This window comes from Streptomyces sp. P5F9 (genome assembly GCF_057961495.1).
In genome coordinates, this window is record NZ_JBXVPZ010000080.1 from 1 (window position 1) to 18,683 (window position 18,683).

Genomic DNA, 18,683 nt, shown 5'->3' on the forward strand with positions numbered 1-18,683 from the left:
CCGGGCGCCGTGGGCCTACCAGCGGATCTACAGCAGCACCGAGCGCGCCGGTGGCGGCGGTCCCGTCGCGCGAGCGCTGCTGCGCTCCGCCGAGGAACGGCTGCTGCGCGCCCTCCCCGCCGATGCGGGCGCCGTCGTGTCGACCTACCCGGGCGCGAGCCGGGTCCTGGGCAACCTCCGTCTCGACGGCCGGCTGACCGTCCCCGTCCTCACCTATCTCACCGACTTCTCGGTGCACCCGCTGTGGGTGGCCGACGGCGTCGACGTCCACCTCGCTCTGCACGCCGTGCCCGCCATGCAGGCCCGGGCCGCCGGTGCGCGCGACGTCCGCGTGTGCGGCCCGGTCGCCGACCCGCGCTTCCACCCCGTGGACGCACCGGAACGCGCCGCGGCGCGTGCCCGCTTCGGCCTGCCTCCGACTGCCCCACTGGCCCTGCTGGTCGCCGGTTCCTGGGGCGTTGGACCGGTCCGGGAGGTCGCCCGTGACCTGCGCGACTGCGGCGCGGCCGTACCGCTCGTGGTCTGCGGCCGCAACGAGACGCTGGCCGACCAGCTCCGCGCGGACGGCATCGAACACGTCCACGGCTGGGTCGACGACATGCCCGGCCTGATGCACGCGGCCGACGTCCTGGTCCAGAACGCCGGCGGCCTGACCTCCCTGGAGGCCTTCGCCGCGGGCCTGCCCGTCGCCAGCTACGGCTGCATACCCGGCCACGGACTGACCAACGCGGCCGCCCTGGACGAGGCAGGCGTCGCCGCGTGGATCCGTGACCCGGCCCAACTCAAGCACGTGCTGGGTGAGTTGATCGACGGCCCGCGAGGGCTGCTGCAACGGGAGGCGGGCCTCGCCCTGTTCGCGGACGGCCCGGACGGCGGCCCGGCCACCGAGACGGCCAGGATCTGCCGGGCGGGCATCGGCCCCGCCGCGCCACCCACCACTGGGCCCGCGATCCCGCCCACCACTCGCCGGACCACCCGCCCGACCGTCCGGCGGCTCGCGACCACCACCGCCCTGGCCTGCGCGGTCTGGGCAGGCGCCGTCGGCACGGCGGTCGCCACGACCGAGAGCGGCCCGGGCCTGATGCACGCGATAGGCCAGGACCTCGACCTCGACAACCTGAGCTACGCCCACCACACGGGCCACGTGTCCCACGGGGGTTGTGCGAAGGAGCACCACGCATGACCGCCGGAGGCGTTCTTCTCACGACCGAGTGTTCCGCACCGCGCAACTCGGCCGCCGGGCGCACCGCTTCCACCGCGGGTTGCGGGAGGAGATGCGGCGTATGAAGACCGTAGGCCTTCTCTCCTACGATCACCGGTGCCATGCCGTGCAACTTCGTTGCCGCGCGCGCCACTTCCACCGTGAGTTGCGCGAGGAGGCGCCAGGCATGACGGCTATGGGCATTCTCTCTGCGACGGCCTGCGCCGCACCCCGCAACTTCGTTGCCGTGCGCCGCTTCCACCGCGAGTTGCGCGAGGAGGCGCCGGGCATGACGACCGCAGGCCTCCCCCCGGAGACCGTCTGTGCCGCGCCGCGCGTCCATGACGCCGCCTGCTCCGCCCGCGCCGCGTCCGCCGTGGGCTCCGCGAAGGGCCGCCTCTCATGACAGTCACCCGCCTCCTCCGTACGACGGCCCGCATCGCGCTGCCCGCACTGCCGGTCCTCGCCGCCGCGTACGCCGCCCCCGTCCTCTCCACCTACGGGCCGCTGCGCAACCGCGTGATGCCGCGCCTCGCCGGCCGCGGTCGGCCGGACCATGTGGCGCTCAGCTTCGACGACGGGCCGGACCCGCTTTCCACCCCGCTGTTTCTGCGCCTGCTCGACGAGCGCCGGGTGCATGCCACGTTCTTCCTCCTCGGCAGCCAGGCGGTACGCGCCCCGGGCCTGGTGCGCGAGATCGCCGCTGCCGGACACGAGATCGCCGTTCACGGCTGGCTGCACCGCCCGCTGCTGCTGCGCGGTCCGCGCGCCACTCACGACGACCTGGCCCGCGCCCGCGACACGGTCGGTGACCTCACCGGGCGCGCGCCACGGCTCTTCCGCCCGCCCTACGGCGTGATGTCGACCGGCGCCCACCTCGCGGCCCGCCGCCTGGCCCTCACGCCGGTGCTGTGGACGGCCTGGGGCGAGGACTGGAGGGCGCGCGCCACACCCGAGTCGGTGCACCGGACGGTCACCGAGGACCTGCGCGGCGGCGGCACGGTCCTGCTGCACGACTCCGACTGCACGTCGGCACCCGGCAGTTGGCGCGCCACCCTCGGCGCCGTGCCCCGCATCCTCGACACCTGCGCGCTACGGGGCCTGTCCGTGGGCCCGCTGCGGGAGCATGCTGTGGATCCGCTCTGAAGTTGACAATATTGTTGGCGCTCCTGGTCGGCGGAATTTACGTTCGCAAGTACCTAGACCAGGGAGCCCCCCATGCTTTCGAACGCCATGAACCGCCGGACCTTCCTCAACGGGTCGCTGACCGTCGCCGCGACGGCCGCACTCGCCGGTACAGGAACGAGCGCCGGCGCGGCGGACCGCACGACCTCCGGAACCCCGCTCACCGGACCGCTCCGGATCGACACCGGCCGTGTGTCCGGCGTGGCCTCCCTCGTCTCCGGCGTCACCGTGTTCAAGGGACTTCCGTACGCGGCGACCACGGAGGGCGCCAACCGCTGGCGTCCGCCGCAGCGGGCGACATCCTGGAGCGGCGTACGCGTCGCGGACACCTTCGGGGACATCTGCCCCCAGCAGATGATGGGTTCGGCCTCGGTCACCATGAGCGAGGACTGCCTCAACCTCAACGTCTGGACCGGCGCGGCGAGTTCACGCGAGAAGCGCCCGGTCCTGGTCTGGATCTACGGCGGCCGGTTCACCGGCGGCTACGCCTCCGACCCTGGCTTCGACGGCGCGGGCCTCGCCGCCAAGGGCCTGGTCGTGGTGACCCTCAACTACCGCACCGGAGCGTTCGGTTTCCTCTCCACCCCCGAACTCAGCGCGGAGTCCGGCCACCAGGCGTCCGGCAACTACGGTCTCCTGGACCAGATTTCGGCCCTGCGCTGGGTACGGCGCAACATTGCCGCGTTCGGCGGCGACCCGAACCGCGTGACGATCGCCGGCCAGTCTGCGGGCGGCGCCTCGGTGATGCACCTCATCTACTCCCCGCTCGCCAAGGGCCTGTTCCAGGGCGCGATCTCCGAGAGCGCCGGCGCCCGCGCCACCGGCGACCCCGAGATCGCCGCGCTGGCAGCGTCGTACCGCACCCTGAAAACAGCCGAGAGCCAAGGCACCGCCTACGCCGCAGCGCTCGGCGCCACCTCGCTGACCGCTCTCCGGGCCCTGGACAGCACCAAGTTGATGGCGGGTCAGAACGCCAACGACACCACGGTCAGCGGACCGGTGAACGGCAACCCGCCGGAGTTCCGCCCGGTCCTCGACGGCTGGGTCAAGCCGTGGACGTATGAACAGGCCCTGGTGGGAGGCCACTTGAACGACGTGCCCGTACTGGCCGGCGGCAACAAGGACGAGAACGGCGCCTCCCCGGCCCCGACGGTGAAGCTCGCGGACTACGTGAGCACCGCGGAGAAGGAGTACGGCACTCTCGCCGACGAGTTCCTGAAGCTCTACCCCGCCACCACCGACGCGGAGGTGGGCGAGGCCCGCAACGCCTCCGCCCGCGAGGGCTCGCGCGTCTCCGCGAACCTGTGGGCGGCGGAGTGGGCGAAGACCGCGAAGAGTTCGGTCTTCACGTACTACTGGGAGCACGTGCCGCCGACCGCGACAGGAGCCAACTCCCGTGGTGCGTACCACGGTTCGGAGATCAACTACGTCTTCGACAACCTCTACGCCACGAACCTGCCCTGGACCGACGCGGACCGCACGGTCGCCGACACCCTGTCCGACTACGTGGTGAACTTCGCGACCCACGGCGACCCGAACGGCCACGGCCTCACCCACTGGCCCACGGCGAACCACCGCTTCGCGACCACGATGGAACTCGGCGACCGCTTCGGCACGCTCGCCCTCGCGGACGCGGCCAAGGTGGACTTCTTCGAGCGGTTCTTCGCGAGCCAGAGGCCCTGGTGACGCAGGCGCGGCCTCAGTGATACTTCGAAGGCGGCGGTGCGGGACGTGCGGGCAAGGTGAAGTCGGGCTCACCTGATCGAAAGAGCCGCTCGCCGGACGGAGTCCGCCCGCACGACCGCGTCCGTGCCCCCGCCGCCCGAGGGCGCCCCGCCCCGCGCCACCTGCCACGCCTGGCCCGGCCCGACGCGTTGCCCCGCCTCAGGGAACGCGGCACCCCGCTCGTGTCGCCCGACCCGCTGGGCAGTGCCGACCACCTGGCCGTGATGTTCCTGTGGCGGCGGGGCGGCCCGGCCACCCGCGCCGTCCAGGTCCTGCCCGACAAGCTCGGCGACCCGCGCGATCCCGAGGGCAACCTGGTGGAACACCTGCCCGGCACGGACATCTGGCACTGGACGCTCCGCCTGCGCCACTACTCGCGCGGCACCTACGACCTCTACGCCGACGAGGGCGACGGACCGGCGCCGGCCTCATCCCGGTCGTGGCCCTGGCCGCATCACCCCAACTGGCGCGCCGCGCGACCCGCGCCGCCGGCCCGAACGTCCTGCCGGTCGGCGTGGTCACGGGGCGTGGGCGGCGGGCTGTATCTGGCCTGGCTGCTACGGCGGGAGTGGCGCGCCGCACGCCGGTGAACAGCTGAAGACCGGGAGAAGTAGGCTCTCGGCAGTAGGCGTGGTAAACGACCGCAGCAATTTACTTGAGTTACGCAACAATATGGTAAAGTGGGTCGCATGTCCACACCACCGATCCCCGAAGCCCCCTCCCCGGAGGTGACCGAGATCGAGCGAGCCCTCACTCGGATCACCTACCTGAGTACCCGCGCCCGCCAGCACGACCGGCTGATGGCCCTCGCCGGTGTGCCTCTGGACCGCGCGGCGGTGGCGTTGCTGCGGCAGGTCGCCGACTCCGACCCGCTGCGTCCGGGGGAGCTGGCCCATCGCCTCGGGGTCGAGGCCTCGCATGTGACGCGGACGGTGCAGCAGCTCCAGAAGTCCGGCTACGTCACCCGCGTGCCCGACCCCGACGACCGCCGGGCCCAGCGGATCGAGCTGACCGACGCCGGCCGGAAGGCCGTGAGCAGTGTCCGGGACGCCGGTGCGCGCGGCATGCAAATGGCCCTCTCGGAGTGGTCGACGGATGAACTGCAGCAACTGGCAACGCTGTTCCACCGCATGGTCGACGACTTCCTGAAGTACGCGATCGACGAGGACGGCGAGCCGGAGGTCGCGGCGCCGGTCGGCGCGGTCTAGTTCCTGGCCGGTGCGCGTCGTCTCGGTGCCGGGTGCGGATCGTGTGAGCCCCGGCCCCGCATCGCGCCGATGTCATCCGAGGTCGGCGACGATCTGCGGGAGGTCGGCAGTGGTGCGGATTCCGGGGGCTGCCGCGCAGACGAACGGCACGGCGTTCACCGCGCGGTTCGCGGTGTAGGACGGGGACATCGCCGCCATGCGGTCGAGGGGCACGGGGAACCTCAGGTCGACGTCGAGCGGCGCGTCTCCCTCGACCGAGACGTGCCAGCCGGTCGCGCGTAGATCCCAGGCGGGGTCGAGATCGGTGGTGCAGTACCAGTTGGCGCGGAACCGCAGCAGGGGTCGGCCCTTGCGCAGGCCGGACACGGTGAGCCGCTGCGCGGCCACCGTGCCGACCGGCAGCGTGCCCGCGGCAATTCGGGTGGTGCGACGGGCGGTTGCGACCTCGCCGACCGCCTCCACCGAGTCGAGCGGTGTCGAGAGCGCCTCCGCGAGCAGCCGCAACGACGGGCCGAAGCTGTCGCGCAGTCCGGCCAGGCGCTGTTCGCCGAACTCGGCAGGGGGCCGGCCGAAGCCCATCACCTCGAACAGCAGCCCGGGGGAGTCCCGTTGGGAGAGATCCGCGAATTCGTCGATCGCCAGCGCGTCGAGCCGCCGCTGGATCGAGGTGAGGGCGAGCGGCAGCGCCTCCGTGATGAATCCCGGACTGCTGCCCGTGCTGTGCACCGAGGTCCCGCCCCGCTCGCACGCCTCTTCGATCCGTTTCCGTGTGACCGGGTCGAGGCTGGGCGCGTGGTGGAACTCGCCGCGCGTCGACACGACGTTCACACCTGACGAGAGCAGCGTGCACACCTCGTCGAAATCGCAGGTGCGCGGGGTGTAGAGGACGCAGTCGGCGCCGAGCGCCAGGATCTCGTCGATGTCGTGCGTCGCGACGATCCCGGTGGTGCCGGGCCCGCCGCCGCTCAACTCGCCCGCATCCAGGCCCGCTTTGGCCGAGGTGTGGACATACACCCCGGCCAGGGTCAGGTTCGGATGCTCCAGTACGGCACGCAGCGTGCGGGCGCCGATGTTGCCCGTGGCCCACTGCACGACTCGGTAGCGCTGCACTCCATGCCGTAGCGGCTCGGTCATCGCCCACCCCTCGTTCCGGTGGGCGAGAACCGTACTCTCCGCAGTAGAGAGCGTCAATTACACCGATGGTGCCCGTCAGCCGTCCGTCAGTTGTGCACGGGGACGCCCGAGAGGCCGCCGAGACAGAACTGCCAGACCTCCTCGGCGGTGACCGGGGCCGCGTGACTGCCGGCCGGAACTCCGTTGCCCTGCGCGACGAACATGACCGTCTGCATCAGGATCGAGGCCTGGCGACGGGGCTTTCCGGCGGGGATGACGCCGGCGTCCTCGGCCTGCTCGACCAGCTCCGTGAACACCTGGTGCAGGGGGAGATGGGCGGTCGCCACCTGCGCGGGATGCTTCACCAGGAGTTGGAGCGCGAAGTCGCTGAACAGGGGGCGCTCCACACCGGGGTTGGACAGCGACTGCTCGAACAGCATCGTCACGCCGAGCCGCAGCGCCTGGAGCGGATCCGACTGGGAACCGGCCGTTTCGCGGATCTCCGCGGCCGACTTGGACAGCGCGTCCTCGAACAGGGCGAGCAGCAGCTCGTGTTTGCCGTCGAAGTGCTGGTAGAAGCTGCGCAGTGACTGTTTGGAGCGGTCCACGACCTCCTGGACCGTGAAGTCCGTCGTCCGCTTCTCCGCGATGAGTTCCTGTGCCGCGTCGAGGAAGCGCTGCACACGTTGTTCGGCGCGGAGCTTGGCGGCACGGGTGGAACGCTCAACGGCGCGCTGGCGCCAGGCTGGTTGTTCTTCGGGGACAGCTGTCACTTGAAGAACGATACTCCACTTCAGCGGTAACACCTCGGCTCCCCCTACCGAAGGACGCACCGCAAGTTTCGAGACCCTTACTTGCGTGAGATGAGAATGATATTCTCATCGCTATCCGTCCGGGTTGGCAGGAGGTTCGTCTGACATGGCATGGGACTTTTCCACCGAGCCGGAGTTCGAGGAGAAACTTGAGTGGATCCGGCGGTTCCGCTCCGAGCGCGTGGAGCCGCTGGACCTGCTCCATCCCGACCGGGCGTACCACCCGCTCGACGACGAACTCGGCACGATCGTCCGGGCGTTGAAGCAACAGGTCCGCGACGAGGGCCTGTGGGCACCGCACCTCGGCCCCGAACTCGGCGGCCGCGGCTTCGGCCAGGTCAAGCTGGCGCTCATCAACGAGATCCTGGGCCAGTCGAGTTGGGCTCCCGTCATCTTCGGCACGGCCGCACCCGACACCGGCAACGCCGAGATCATCGCCCGCTACGGCACCGACGAGCAGAAGGAGCGCTATCTACAGCCGCTGCTCGAAGGCGAGTGCTTCTCCTGCTTCTCCATGACCGAGCCGCAAGCCGGCGCCGACCCCACGATGTTCACCACCCGCGCCGAACGCGACGGCGACGACTGGGTCATCACCGGCCGCAAGTTCTTCTCCTCCAACGCCCGCACCTCGAAGTTCGTCATCGTGATGGCGGTGACGAACCCCGACGTCAGCCCCTACAAGGGCATGTCGATGTTCCTCGTGCCCAGCGACACCCCCGGCGTGCGCATCGAGCGCCACCTCGGCATCATGGGCGAGGCCACCGACGAGGGCATGCACGCACTCATCGCCTACGACGGCGTCCGCGTCCCCGCCGACGCACTGCTCGGCGGTGAGGGCCAGGCCTTCGCGATCGCCCAGACCCGGCTCGGCGGCGGCCGCGTCCACCACGCGATGCGGGTCGTGGGCCAGAGCCAGAAGGCGCTCGACATGATGGCCGAGCGGGCCCTGTCCCGCGAGACCCAGGGCGAGCGGCTCGCGGACAAGCAGCTCGTCCGCGCCGACCTCGCCGACTCCTACGCGCAACTCGCCCAGTTCCGGCTGTTCGTGCTCTACACCGCCTGGCAGATCGACAAGTACCAGGACTACAAGCGGGTCCGTAAGGACATCGCCGCCATCAAGTTCCTCACCCCGAAGGTGCTGCACGACATCGTGTACCGCTCGATGCATCTGCACGGCGCGCTCGGTGTGTCGAACGAAATGCCGTTCTCGGACATGTGGAACGGCGCTGCCGTCATGGCGGTCGTCGACGGCCCCACCGAGGTCCACAAGATTACGGTCGCCCGTGACGTCCTGCGTGGCTACGAAGCCGCCCCTGGCCTGTGGCCCACCCAGCACCTGCCCACCCGCCGCGAATGGGCCCGGAAGCAGCTGGAGGACCTGCTGTGACGCTCGCGAACACGGAATCACTCGCCCGCTGGCTGGACGACCGGGGCATCGCCCCCGGCGAACCAGTCGAGACGTCGTACATCTCCGGCGGCACCTCCAACGACATCTACGGCATCCGGCGCGGCGACCGCACCATGGTGCTGCGCAAACCACCGGAGAAGGTTCCGCCGGGGCGCAACGAGACCATGCTCCGTGAATACCGCGTTCTCAATGCCCTCAACGGCACGGACGTCCCGCACCCCGAGGCGATCGCCGTGTGCGACGACACGAGCGTGCTCGGCTCCTGCTTCTACCTCATGGCGCATGTCGACGGCTGGTCGCCGATGAACACCGACGGCTGGCCCGAGCCGTTCCTCAGCGACCTGTCCCTGCGCTCCGGCCTCGCGTACCAACTCGTCGAGGGCATCGCCAAGTTGGGCAACGTGGACTGGCGAGCGCAAGGACTTGAGGGCTTCGGCCGCCCCGACGGCTTCCACGACCGGCAGGTCGACCGCTGGCTCGCCCACCTCGCCAAGTTCAAGTTCCGGGAGATACCAGGCCTGGAGAACGCCGCTGCCTGGCTGCGGGAACACCGTCCCGCCCACTGGGAACCCGGCATCATCCACGGCGACTACCAGTTCGCCAACGTCATGTTCCAGCACGGCGCACCCGCCAGGCTCGCAGCCTTGGTCGACTTCGAAATGGCCACCGTCGGCGACCCGTTGCTCGACCTCGGCTGGGTCATCATGGGCTGGCCGGACGCCGACGAGGACCGCACCCAGAAGGGCTACGTCGACTACACCGGCATGCCCGACCGCGCCGACCTGCTGGAGCACTACGCCAAGGTCAGCGGCCGCGACGTCAGCGAGATCGACTACTACGTGATCCTCGCCCGCTTCAAGATGGCCGTAGTCCTCGAAGGCGGCTACGCCCGGCATGTGAAGGGCGAGGGCGGCAACCCGAAGATGGCCCACTACGGCGACGTCGTCCTGCAGATGGCCGCCCAGGCGGCCGAGCTCGCGGCGACGACGCGGCTATGAGAGCCGCCCGCTGCAATGCCGTCGGCGGCCCGGTGGTCGTCGAGGACATCCCCGAACCGGTCGTACCCGAAGGGGAGTTGGCCGGGCCGGAGGGCGGCGTCCCGGTCGACGTGCACTACGCGGCCGTCAACTTCGCCGACGTCCTCGTCATCGACGGCGCCTACCAGGTGAAGGCGGAGCCGCCCTTCACTCCGGGCAGTGAGTTCGCCGGCGTGGTGGCCGTGTCCGCGAACGGATTCGAGAAGGGCGAGCGGGTCTTCGGCTCGATGTTCGTCGGCGCCTTCGCCGAACGCGTCACCGCACGCCCCGCCGGCCTGAGCCGTATCCCCGAAGGAATCCCCACCGAGCGCGCGGCGGCCTTCGGCGTCGGCCACGCCACCGCCTTCGACGCGTTGCGCCTGGTCGCCGACGTACAGCCGGGCGAACGGGTCGCCGTTCTCGGCGCGGCCGGCGGGGTCGGCCTCGCGACCGTCGAACTCGCCGCGCTGCTCGGCGCGGAGGTCGTCGCCGTCGCCTCGACGGAGGAGAAACGGAAGGTGTGCGCCGAACAGGGTGCGCGGCTGACCTTGCCGTACGACGATCTGAAGCGGAGCCTGCGGGACGCGGGCGGCGCCGATGTCGTGATCGACCCGGTGGGCGGGCCGTACGCGGAGGAGGCGTTGCGGGCCATGTGCTGGGGCGGGCGGTTCGTGAGCGTGGGGTTCGCGAGCGGTGAGATCCCGCGTATCCCGCTCAACCTCCCGATGCTCAAAGGCGTCAGCCTGCACGGCTTCGACCTCGGCGGCTGGGCGCGGCACCGGCGGGACGATCTGGTCGCCGCCCGCACCGAACTCCACGGACTGTTCGCCGCCGGGAGGATCCGGCCCCGCGTCCACGCCGTGTATCCGCTCGCCGACGTCGCCGAGGCCCTCGGCCTGGGGCGCCGCGCCATCGGCAAGATCCTTCTGGAGGTCGCGCATGGAGTTTGAGTTCGACGACGAACAGCGGCTGCTCCAGCGAGTGGTCCGCGAAACGGTCACCAAGTCACGGTCACTGCCCGAGAAACAACTCTGGGACACCTACCTGGAGTTGGGCTGGCTCGACGCCCCGCCGGTGGAACTTGCCATCGTCCTGGAGGAGTTGGGGTACGCCGCCGATCCGACGCCCTTCCTCGCCACGGCCACCTGGTTCGCGCCGCTGGCCGGCCGGCTGCCGCGCGGCTCGGGCACCGGTGTCTTCGACGGGGAGGGGAAGTTCGTCCTCGACGCCGACCGTGCGGACGAGATCGCCCTTCTCACCTCCGGGGGCGTGGTCGTACGGGACGGAAAGGACCTGGCGGCCGAGCGGCTGTCCGTGTTCGACCCGACGCTGCATGTCGCCCGGGTGGACGCCCCGGACCTGGTCGCCGGCGTACCGGACCTGGCCCTGATGGGTCTGGCGGTGAGCACGGTCGGCAGTTGCCGGCGCATCCTCGACCTGGTCGTCGGCCATGTGAAGCAACGGCACCAGTTCGGGGTCCCCATCGGCTCGTTCCAGGCCGTCAAGCACAAGGCCGCCGACATGTACGTCGCCATCGAACGCGCCAAAGTCCTCGCCTACTTCTCCGCACTCACCATCGCCGAGGACGACCCCCGCCGAGGCAGGGCCGCCGCGATGGCCAAGGCCGCCGCGGGCGACTGCCAACGGGTGTGTTTCCGCAACGGGTTCCAGCTCTTCGGGGCCATGGGCTACACGTGGGAGAACGAACTGCAGATCCATCTCAAGCGGGCCAAGGCCGGGGACCTGCTCCTCGGAACGGCGTCCGAGCACAGGAAGGCGCTGCTGGTATGAGGCTGGCCCCCGACCCCGAGGTCGAGACGTTCCGCGCCGATTTCAGCGACTTCCTCGACACCCACCTGCCCACCCCCGAAGAGGCCACGGTCCGCTCCAAGTCCAGCGCGGACATACCCGATTGGGCCCGGCGCTGGCAGCGCAAGCTCTTCGACGCGGGCTGGCTGCTGCCCGCCCAGCCGCCCGAGTACGGCGGCCGCAACGCCACGCTGCCCCAAGTGGTCGCCCACCTTGAGGAGTTGTCCCGGCGCCGGATCTACCACAGCTTCAACCCGCAGGGCCTCAACATCATCGCGGCCTCACTGCTCACCTTCGGCACCGAGCAACAAAAACGCGACTGGGCCGTACCCCTGCTGCGTGCCGAGATCACCGCGTCGCTCGGCATGAGCGAGCCCGGAGCAGGCTCCGACCTGGCCGGCCTGCGCACCCGTGCGGCCCTTGAGGGCGACCACTTCGTGGTCAACGGACAGAAGGTGTGGACCTCGGGCGCGCACGACGCCGACGTCCTGCTCACCTTCGTCCGCACCGACCCCGAGGCCCCCAAGCACAAGGGGATCAGCGTCCTGCTCATCCCGACCGACTCCGAAGGTCTGGTCCGGCGGCCGTTCGGGTCGATCGCCGCACCGGACGACCTCGACTTCAACGAGGTGTTCTTCACCGACGTCCACGTCCCGAAGGAGAACCTCGTCGGCCCCCTCAACGAGGGCTGGCGCGTGGCCAACGGCTCGCTCGGCCACGAACGGACCCTGCTGTGGGTGCACTACGCCGAGCGCATGGACGCCCTGATCCAGGACGCGGCCTGCGACGAGGAGTGGTACGCCACCCTCCAAATGGACGTCCAGGCACTGCGGTTGCTCGGCTACCGGCTCCTCGGACCCGACCGCAACCCGGTGGAGATCTCGGTGCTCAAACTGCTCGGCTCCGAGGCCGCGCAGAACGCCGAGCTGCACGCCCTCGAACAGCACGGCGCCGAGGCGCTGTTGCATCCCGTGCAGACAGGGCCGTACACCCATATGAACTTGGAGACGTTCAACGCCAGTTGGTTCGAGCGGTACGCGCGCAGCTTCGGCGGGACGATCGCCGGCGGCACCTCCGAGATCCAGCGCAACATCATCGCCGAGCGCATCCTCGGCCTGCCCCGCTAGAGCCGTCGGTCCAGAGAGCCGACATCCCAGAGCCGACAGAGGACGAGACGCATGGACGAGATCCTGTACGAGGTCGACGGCCGGGTGGGGATCATCACCCTCAACCGGCCCGAGGTAGCCAACGCGCAGAACAGTGAGCTCCTCGACACCCTGGACGCGGCCTGGAGCCGGGCCGCGGCCGACGAGGACGTGAAGGTCATTCTCCTGAAGGCCAACGGCAAGCACTTCTCGTCGGGACACGACCTGAAGGACCGCTGGCCGGCGCCGAAGGAGATCACCCTGGAGTGGATCTACAGCGCCGAGACCCGCCGGTACCTGGAGTACACCCTGCGCTGGCGCAACGTGCCCAAGCCGACGATCGCCGCCGTGCAGGGCAAGTGCATCGCGGGCGGACTGATGCTCTGCTGGCCCTGCGACCTGATCGTGGCCGCAGAGAACGCCGAATTCTCCGACCCCGTCGTGCACATGGGCATCGGGGGAGTCGAATACCACGGCCACACCTGGGAGTTGGGCCCGCGCAAGGCGAAGGAGATCCTCTTCACCGGACGCGCCGTCACCGCCGAGGAGGCGGAGAAGGTCGGCATGGTGAACAAGGTCGTGCCGCTCGACCAACTGGTCACCGAGGCCCTGGAGTTGGCTCATCAGATCGCCCGCATGCCGTCCTTCGGCCTTCGTCAGGCGAAGCGCGCCGTCAACCAGAGCCTCGACGTCCAGGGCTTCTACGCCGCCATCCAGTCCGTGTTCGACATCCATGAGACGGGACACGGGAACGCGCTGAGCGTGAGCGGATATCCCATTCTCACGCAGCTCGACGCCATGAAGGAACGCATCAAGGGCCAGTAGTCCGCCGGGCCGATGGGCCGGGCCGGGACCGTCACTGCTCCTTGTGCGCGGTCGCGCCCCGGCTCATCGCCAGGACCGCGTCGCGGCGGCTCAGCGCCCCGAACGGTGAACCGCCCGTCGGGGTGGGGCTGCCGCAGATCCAGGTCGGACCGTCGGAGAGATGGTCGAGCGCCTCGGCCGCCACGTCGTCCGGATCGGCCAAGTCGCGACCGTAGGAACCCCCTTGGACGCCTTCGGTCCGGCGCAGGGACGGGGTGTCGGTCCTGCCGAGGACCAGCCCCAGGACGTCCACCCCGCTGCCCTGCCACTCCGCCCACAGGCTCTCCGAGAGGATGAGGTCGAACGCCTTCGACGCGCCGTAGGCGGCGAGCGTGGCGCCACCCGCCCACGCGGCGCCCGAGGTCACCAGGACCACGGCTCCGCGCTTGCGCGCCACCATCGGGCCACCGAAACGGTAGGCCGCTTCGAGTACGGCCGTGCAGTTGCGCCGCACCAGCCCGAGATGGGTGTCGAGGTCCTTGTCGAGGAACGGCACTCTGCGGTCGTCGCTGCCCGCGTTGTACACGAAGAGTCCGACCTCCAGGCCCGCGGTCGCATTCTCCAACTCCGCCAGGGCACTCGGGGAGCTGAGGTCCAGGGCGACCGGGCGGACCTCGACGCCGTGGCGCGCGCGGATCTCGTCGGCGGACGCCTCCAGCACGGGCAGGCGCCGGGCCACCAGTACGACGTTCATCCCCTGGGCCGCCAGCCGGTGGGCGAACGCGGCACCCACCCCGTCCGACCCGCCGGCGATGAGACCCCACGGCCCGTACTTGGTGGTGAGGGATTCGGTCACTTCACACTCCTCATTCAGCTCATGCGGATCATTCAGGACGAACGGAGAACCTTCTTCTCGACCGCGTCCGACGACAGCACCGTCCCGATGATCCCAAGGTCGGCACCGGTCCTGCGTGCCACCTCACGCACCACGGCGACGTCCTTGCTCATCAGGTCCGCCAGCCGCACCGCGACCGAGTCGACCGACCCGCCACCGGCGACGACACCGAGCGCCCGGCTGGCACCGCTGCCGTGCTGCAGCGCCGCGAGAATCACCTTCTCGTCGATGCCCAGCCACCCCGCCACCCGCACCGCGTCGACGGCGAGACCGACCTGCGCCACGAACAGGGCGTTGTTGACGAGCTTGACCCGCTGACCGTTCCCGGCCGGTCCCACGAACATGACCGGCGAGGCGTACGCCTCCAACAGCGGGCGCATCTCCTCCAGTTGCGCCTCGTCCCCGCCGACCCACAGGGTGAGGCGGCCCGCGGCGATGTCGTGCGGCCCGCCCGAGAGCGCCGCGTCCAGCACCCCGACACCGCGCTCCGCACCCGCCTCGAAGAGCAGGTGGGCGGTCCCGGGATCGGACGTGGTGTGCTGGACGAGCGTCGCCCCCGCCGTCATGGCCGCGATGGCACCGTGAGGGCCGAGGCACACCGACCGCACCTGCTCGTCCGTCAGTACGACGACGAACACCACGTCGGCGTCGCGCACGGTCTCCTCGATCGTCGCGGCCCAACTCGGCCCGTCCGCACGGGCGATGGCGCGCCTCTCCGGGTGGCGCGAGTGGACGGTGACGTCATGCCCGGCGGCGGCCAGGCGCTCGACGATCGGCTGCCCCATGCGACCCGCCCCGATGAACCCGATCCTCAACTCTCCTCCAAGGACGGGGAAGTGGAAGTCGGCGCCAGCATCGCGCGTGGCCCCTCGGTGCCGTCGAGGTTGGCGTTGACCCGCTCGGCGATGCGCCAGCCCTCCGAAGTCCGCACCCAGCGCCAAGTGTTGGCCGAGACCTGGAACACCCAGAACCGGCCCGCGTCGGCATCCCAGCGCAGGTGGAGCGCATGGCTGCGGCCGGTCGCGTGGTCGCCGTCGACGACCACGTGCGGCGCGGTCAGCACGTGACCGCAGCCGTTGTGGATCACGCTCTGGTGCCCGGCGCCGTGGACCATGCCGACGATGCCGTCCCGGCCCTCCATCCGCAGGTGGGGGATCGCGTCGAAAACGCCGTCCTCGGTCCAGAGGGCGGCAGCAGCCTCACCTGAACCGCTGTCGACCGCGGGCCCGTACTGGGCGACGAGCTGCGTGATCTCGGACTGGTCCTCCAAGGCGCGCACCTTCGCCGCCAACAACTCTATGGTGGCGCGCAGTTGGGCAAGTTCGTCGGTCTCGCTCATGGGCGTTCAGCTCCCTGGTACGACGATGATGCGGGCCGGCCCGTCGGCGTCCCGTGCGGCGTCGAGCGCGGCCGGCACCCCGCCGAGGCCGACGGTGTGGCCGAGCATCGGCCCGACATCGAGGCCGCCGGAGCAGACCGCATGGAACGCCTCGTCCCAGTGGTCCATCGACGGGCCGCCCCCGAACTGGATGTTGATGCCCTTCCGCTTCGCGGTCAGGGTGTGCAGATGGTCGCCCTCCGGCGGACCGCCGACGGAGAAGATCCGGGTACCGCGGTCGCACCCTTTGATGATCGAGTCGAGGACGCCGGGGACACCGACGCACTCGAACACGACACAACTCGCCTGACGACCGGCCGCGTTGCGCCACGCCTCGTACGGCGAGACCACCGCCGGGTCGACGACCACGTCGGCGCCCATGGCCAGGGCGGTCGCGCGACGCGACGCCACGAGATCGGCGGCGACGATCGGACCGACGCCGAGGTTCTTGAGGCGGCCGATCGCCGACAGAGCGATGGCGCCGCAGCCGATGACCAACGGTGCCTCGCTCGCGGTCAGCCGGGCGCGGGACGCGGTCGACCAGCCGACCGAGATCGCGTCGGCGACACATACGACCTCGCTCGGCAGGTCCGACACCACGACCCGGGTGACGGCCTCGGTCAGCAGGAACAACTCCCCGAATCCGCCGGGTGATTCGGGGTTCTGGCCGATGATCCTGCGACCGCCCGGGGTGGCCAGCACGGGCAGCGAACTCACCCGCGTCCCGACCGGGATCCGGCGCTCGGCGCCGGGGCCGTGGTCCACGACCTCGGCGCAGTACTCGTGACCCATCACGATGTCGACGTCCTGGTCGTACGTCGACATCCCGCTGTCGTCGTCGACGCCCGCCTCCGGATGGTCCATGAAGTGCAGATCCGAGGCGCAGGTCCCGCACGCCAGCGAGCGGACGAGGAGTTGGCCCGGTCCAGGGACCGGATCGTCGACGGTCCGCGCCTCGACGCTCCCGCCCCGCAGCACAGCAGCACGCATCAGACTCTCCTCCGCACTCCGAAGTCCGTCCCCTTCGGACTGTAGCCACACAGAGGTAATTACAGAAGGTGGTCTCCTGTAATTGAGAGAACACGGCACCACCGGGACCCAGCCCGGTCATTACAATCACGGCATGGCAGAACCGCGCCGCGCCCCGGGCCGTCCACGGGACACGAGCATCAACGAACGGGCCCTCGCGGCAACGCGCGAACTCCTCGTCCAGCGCGGCTTCGACGCGACGACGATCCAGGCGGTGGCGGAGCACTCCGGCGTGCACGCCTCCGCCATCTACCGCCGCTGGCCGTCCCGGATCGAGCTGATCGAGGAGGCCACGTTCCCCGGGCTCAGCCCGCTGAGCGTCCGCCCGACGGGAGACCTCCGCCGTGATCTACGCCGGTTCGTCCGCGCCTACTCGGCGGCCTTCGGCGCCCCCGCGGCCCGTGCCGCCGCGGCCGGTCTCTTCGCGCACTCCCAGACGTCGAGCCGTCCCCGGCCGCCGGAGATGCTGCTGCGTGTGTCGGCGCGACCGCAGTTCCAGGACATCCTGCGCGCCGCGCCGACCGGGACCGTCGACCCCGCCGTGGACCCGGACGACGTCTTCGACATGCTCCTCGGCGCCGTACTGACCCGCACTCTCCTGTCCACGGTCACGGCCCGCAATCGCCCCGTCGAGCGCACGGTCGACATGATCCTGCGGATGCTACGGCCCCTCGACGGGCCGGCGTGATCAACTCCCGTTCCCGGCCTGGGCGTTGATATCACCGGCGCTCGTCCCGGAACACCTTCCCGCCCTTCATCACGAACCGGACGTCCGCCATCACGGAGACGTCCTCCAGCGGATTGCCCGGCACCGCGATCAGATCGGCGAGCAGTCCTTCCGCGATACGGCCCCTGTCGTCGGCGTCGATCAGCTCCGCCGCGTTGACGGTCGCCGCCTGGAGCGCCTCCAGGGGAGTCATCCCGCGGTCGACCAGGGCGATCAGCTCCTGGGCGCCGCGGCCGTGCGGAATCGCCGGTGCGTCCGTGCCCAGCGCCATGCGGACACCCGCCTTGCCGGCCCTGGCCACCACCGTCTTCGCCCGGGGGAAGATCTCGGCGGCCTTCTCCTTCAGCTCGGGCGCGGCATGGGACATGTCCATCCCGTCGATGAGAGCGGTGGTCGGCACCAGGAAAGTGCCGCGCTCCGCCATCAGCGCGATGGTGTCGTCGTCGAGCAGGAAACCGTGCTCGATGCAGTCGATGCGCGCCTCCACCGCGGACCTGACGGCCTCGGCCCCATGGGTGTGGGCCGCCACCTTCAGTCCGCGCCGGTGGGCCTCGTCGACGATGGCGCGCAGTTCCTCGTCGGAGTAGTGCTGCGCGCCAGGGGTGCCGGTGTGGGACATGACGCCCCCGGACGCGCAGACCTTGATGAGCCGTGCCCCGTGCTTGATCTGGTAGCGGACGGCCTTGCGCACCTCGTCGACACCGTTGGCAATGCCCTCTTCCAGGGAGAGAGGCATGATTCCGGGGGCGTACGCGGCGAACATCGTGGGGTCGAGATGCCCGCCGGTGGGCGTGATGGCGTGTCCGGCGGGCACGATGCGCGGGCCGTCGATCCAGCCGGCGTCGATGGCCTTGGCCAGCGCGACGTCCAGCAGATACCCGCCCGTCTTCACGAACAGGCCGAGGTTGCGGACCGTGGTGAACCCCGCGCGCAGGGTCCGCCGGGCGTTGCCCACCGCGCGGAGCATCCGCAGCGGGGGATCGTCCTGGACGGGGGAGAACGCGAGCGTCTCTCCCCGGCCGCCCATCAGGAGGTTGACCTCCATGTCCATGAGACCGGGCAGGAGAGTCACATCGCCGAGATCGAGAACCTCGCTCTCGCCGGCACCCTCGCCCGCGCCGCCGGTGTGCGCGATGCGGTCGCCCTCGACCGTGATCAGGCCCGACGACTCGACCTCGCCCGTCTCCACATGCAGTACACGCGCCGCCTTGAGCGTGAGCACGACCGG

20 protein-coding genes are annotated in these 18,683 nt (G+C 70.4%); 13 read left to right on the top strand and 7 right to left on the bottom strand.

Annotated elements, in window-relative coordinates; genetic code table 11:
* The 6 genes from AC31A1_RS15880 to AC31A1_RS15905 all read left to right on the top strand — a co-directional run.
* A partial coding sequence (locus AC31A1_RS15880) for a glycosyltransferase (protein ID WP_489653942.1) occupies positions 1-1,183 on the top strand: 1,183 nt, incomplete at its 5' end.
* Positions 1,184-1,388: 205 nt separating this feature from the next.
* The gene (locus AC31A1_RS15885) at positions 1,389-1,607 is read left to right on the top strand and encodes a hypothetical protein (protein ID WP_489653943.1); all 219 of its coding nucleotides are present in this window, start codon (positions 1,389-1,391) and stop codon (positions 1,605-1,607) included.
* Complete coding sequence (locus tag AC31A1_RS15890; RefSeq protein ID WP_489653944.1) at positions 1,604-2,347, top strand: polysaccharide deacetylase family protein; 744 nt, start codon at positions 1,604-1,606, stop codon at positions 2,345-2,347. Before AC31A1_RS15885 ends, AC31A1_RS15890 begins: the two co-directional genes overlap by 4 nt.
* 72 nt (positions 2,348-2,419) lie before the next feature.
* A complete protein-coding gene (locus AC31A1_RS15895; RefSeq protein WP_489653945.1) occupies positions 2,420-4,072 on the top strand; it encodes a carboxylesterase/lipase family protein in 1,653 nt (550 codons plus the stop codon).
* A gap of 188 nt (positions 4,073-4,260) precedes the next feature.
* The gene (locus tag AC31A1_RS15900; protein ID WP_489653946.1) at positions 4,261-4,701 is read left to right on the top strand and encodes an enterochelin esterase domain-containing protein; all 441 of its coding nucleotides are present in this window, start codon (positions 4,261-4,263) and stop codon (positions 4,699-4,701) included.
* Positions 4,702-4,800: 99 nt separating this feature from the next.
* Positions 4,801-5,319, top strand: coding sequence for a MarR family winged helix-turn-helix transcriptional regulator (locus AC31A1_RS15905; protein WP_489653947.1), 519 nt, complete (start codon positions 4,801-4,803; stop codon positions 5,317-5,319).
* A 72-nt stretch (positions 5,320-5,391) separates the two neighbouring features.
* Here AC31A1_RS15905 and AC31A1_RS15910 read toward each other — a convergent pair whose 3' ends face one another.
* Together AC31A1_RS15910 and AC31A1_RS15915 are read right to left on the bottom strand one after the other, a co-directional pair.
* The gene (locus AC31A1_RS15910; RefSeq protein WP_489653948.1) at positions 5,392-6,453 is read right to left on the bottom strand and encodes an NAD(P)H-dependent amine dehydrogenase family protein; all 1,062 of its coding nucleotides are present in this window, start codon (positions 6,451-6,453) and stop codon (positions 5,392-5,394) included.
* Between the two features lie 86 nt (positions 6,454-6,539).
* The gene (locus tag AC31A1_RS15915) at positions 6,540-7,205 is read right to left on the bottom strand and encodes a TetR/AcrR family transcriptional regulator (protein WP_390162957.1); all 666 of its coding nucleotides are present in this window, start codon (positions 7,203-7,205) and stop codon (positions 6,540-6,542) included.
* 145 nt (positions 7,206-7,350) lie between these two features.
* Here AC31A1_RS15915 and AC31A1_RS15920 point away from each other — a divergent pair, with 145 nt between their 5' ends.
* From AC31A1_RS15920 to AC31A1_RS15945, 6 genes are read left to right on the top strand one after another with little or no spacing between them, the layout of a single operon-like run.
* Positions 7,351-8,631: an acyl-CoA dehydrogenase family protein gene (locus tag AC31A1_RS15920; protein ID WP_489653949.1), complete on the top strand. Its 1,281-nt coding sequence runs from the start codon at positions 7,351-7,353 to the stop codon at positions 8,629-8,631.
* Complete coding sequence (locus AC31A1_RS15925) at positions 8,628-9,650, top strand: phosphotransferase family protein (RefSeq protein ID WP_489653950.1); 1,023 nt, start codon at positions 8,628-8,630, stop codon at positions 9,648-9,650. The genes AC31A1_RS15920 and AC31A1_RS15925 overlap by 4 nt, the downstream gene beginning before the upstream one ends.
* Entirely contained in the window at positions 9,647-10,618 is a 972-nt protein-coding gene (locus AC31A1_RS15930; RefSeq protein WP_489653951.1) for an NADPH:quinone oxidoreductase family protein, read from the top strand. The genes AC31A1_RS15925 and AC31A1_RS15930 overlap by 4 nt, the downstream gene beginning before the upstream one ends.
* A complete protein-coding gene (locus tag AC31A1_RS15935; protein ID WP_489653952.1) occupies positions 10,608-11,459 on the top strand; it encodes an acyl-CoA dehydrogenase family protein in 852 nt (283 codons plus the stop codon). Before AC31A1_RS15930 ends, AC31A1_RS15935 begins: the two co-directional genes overlap by 11 nt.
* A complete protein-coding gene (locus AC31A1_RS15940; protein ID WP_489653953.1) occupies positions 11,456-12,604 on the top strand; it encodes an acyl-CoA dehydrogenase family protein in 1,149 nt (382 codons plus the stop codon). The genes AC31A1_RS15935 and AC31A1_RS15940 overlap by 4 nt, the downstream gene beginning before the upstream one ends.
* A 51-nt stretch (positions 12,605-12,655) precedes the next feature.
* Complete coding sequence (locus AC31A1_RS15945; protein ID WP_489653954.1) at positions 12,656-13,447, top strand: enoyl-CoA hydratase; 792 nt, start codon at positions 12,656-12,658, stop codon at positions 13,445-13,447.
* Between the two features lie 31 nt (positions 13,448-13,478).
* On the opposite strand, the gene AC31A1_RS15950 is transcribed toward AC31A1_RS15945, so the two are convergent.
* The 4 genes from AC31A1_RS15950 to AC31A1_RS15965 are packed head-to-tail and all read right to left on the bottom strand — an operon-like array spanning position 13,479 to position 16,689.
* Positions 13,479-14,282, bottom strand: coding sequence for an SDR family NAD(P)-dependent oxidoreductase (locus AC31A1_RS15950; protein ID WP_489653955.1), 804 nt, complete (start codon positions 14,280-14,282; stop codon positions 13,479-13,481).
* A gap of 32 nt (positions 14,283-14,314) precedes the next feature.
* Positions 14,315-15,136 (bottom strand): NAD(P)-dependent oxidoreductase, encoded by an 822-nt coding sequence (locus AC31A1_RS15955; protein ID WP_489653956.1) that lies wholly within the window; start codon positions 15,134-15,136, stop codon positions 14,315-14,317.
* Positions 15,133-15,660, bottom strand: coding sequence for a nuclear transport factor 2 family protein (locus AC31A1_RS15960; protein ID WP_489653957.1), 528 nt, complete (start codon positions 15,658-15,660; stop codon positions 15,133-15,135). Before AC31A1_RS15960 ends, AC31A1_RS15955 begins: the two co-directional genes overlap by 4 nt.
* 6 nt (positions 15,661-15,666) lie before the next feature.
* Positions 15,667-16,689 (bottom strand): zinc-binding dehydrogenase, encoded by a 1,023-nt coding sequence (locus AC31A1_RS15965; RefSeq protein WP_489653958.1) that lies wholly within the window; start codon positions 16,687-16,689, stop codon positions 15,667-15,669.
* A 133-nt stretch (positions 16,690-16,822) separates the two neighbouring features.
* Here AC31A1_RS15965 and AC31A1_RS15970 point away from each other — a divergent pair, with 133 nt between their 5' ends.
* Positions 16,823-17,416 carry a TetR/AcrR family transcriptional regulator gene (locus AC31A1_RS15970; RefSeq protein ID WP_489653959.1) on the top strand — a complete coding sequence of 198 codons (594 nt, stop codon included), beginning with the start codon at positions 16,823-16,825 and terminating at the stop codon, positions 17,414-17,416.
* Positions 17,417-17,447: 31 nt separating this feature from the next.
* On the opposite strand, the gene AC31A1_RS15975 is transcribed toward AC31A1_RS15970, so the two are convergent.
* Complete coding sequence (locus tag AC31A1_RS15975) at positions 17,448-18,677, bottom strand: metal-dependent hydrolase family protein (RefSeq protein ID WP_489653960.1); 1,230 nt, start codon at positions 18,675-18,677, stop codon at positions 17,448-17,450.
* Positions 18,678-18,683: the final 6 nt, after the last annotated feature.

Bases quoted from the DNA above. Each gene is read 5' to 3' on its own strand.
- AC31A1_RS15885 (WP_489653943.1), top strand. From the start codon at position 1,389: ATGACGGCTATGGGCATTCTCTCTGCGACGGCCTGCGCCGCACCCCGC.
- AC31A1_RS15890 (WP_489653944.1), top strand. From the start codon at position 1,604: ATGACAGTCACCCGCCTCCTCCGTACGACGGCCCGCATCGCGCTGCCC.
- AC31A1_RS15895 (WP_489653945.1), top strand. From the start codon at position 2,420: ATGCTTTCGAACGCCATGAACCGCCGGACCTTCCTCAACGGGTCGCTG.
- AC31A1_RS15905 (WP_489653947.1), top strand. From the start codon at position 4,801: ATGTCCACACCACCGATCCCCGAAGCCCCCTCCCCGGAGGTGACCGAG.
- AC31A1_RS15910 (WP_489653948.1), bottom strand. From the start codon at position 6,453: ATGACCGAGCCGCTACGGCATGGAGTGCAGCGCTACCGAGTCGTGCAG.
- AC31A1_RS15920 (WP_489653949.1), top strand. From the start codon at position 7,351: ATGGCATGGGACTTTTCCACCGAGCCGGAGTTCGAGGAGAAACTTGAG.
- AC31A1_RS15930 (WP_489653951.1), top strand. From the start codon at position 9,647: ATGAGAGCCGCCCGCTGCAATGCCGTCGGCGGCCCGGTGGTCGTCGAG.
- AC31A1_RS15935 (WP_489653952.1), top strand. From the start codon at position 10,608: ATGGAGTTTGAGTTCGACGACGAACAGCGGCTGCTCCAGCGAGTGGTC.
- AC31A1_RS15940 (WP_489653953.1), top strand. From the start codon at position 11,456: ATGAGGCTGGCCCCCGACCCCGAGGTCGAGACGTTCCGCGCCGATTTC.
- AC31A1_RS15945 (WP_489653954.1), top strand. From the start codon at position 12,656: ATGGACGAGATCCTGTACGAGGTCGACGGCCGGGTGGGGATCATCACC.
- AC31A1_RS15960 (WP_489653957.1), bottom strand. From the start codon at position 15,660: ATGAGCGAGACCGACGAACTTGCCCAACTGCGCGCCACCATAGAGTTG.
- AC31A1_RS15965 (WP_489653958.1), bottom strand. From the start codon at position 16,689: ATGCGTGCTGCTGTGCTGCGGGGCGGGAGCGTCGAGGCGCGGACCGTC.
- AC31A1_RS15970 (WP_489653959.1), top strand. From the start codon at position 16,823: ATGGCAGAACCGCGCCGCGCCCCGGGCCGTCCACGGGACACGAGCATC.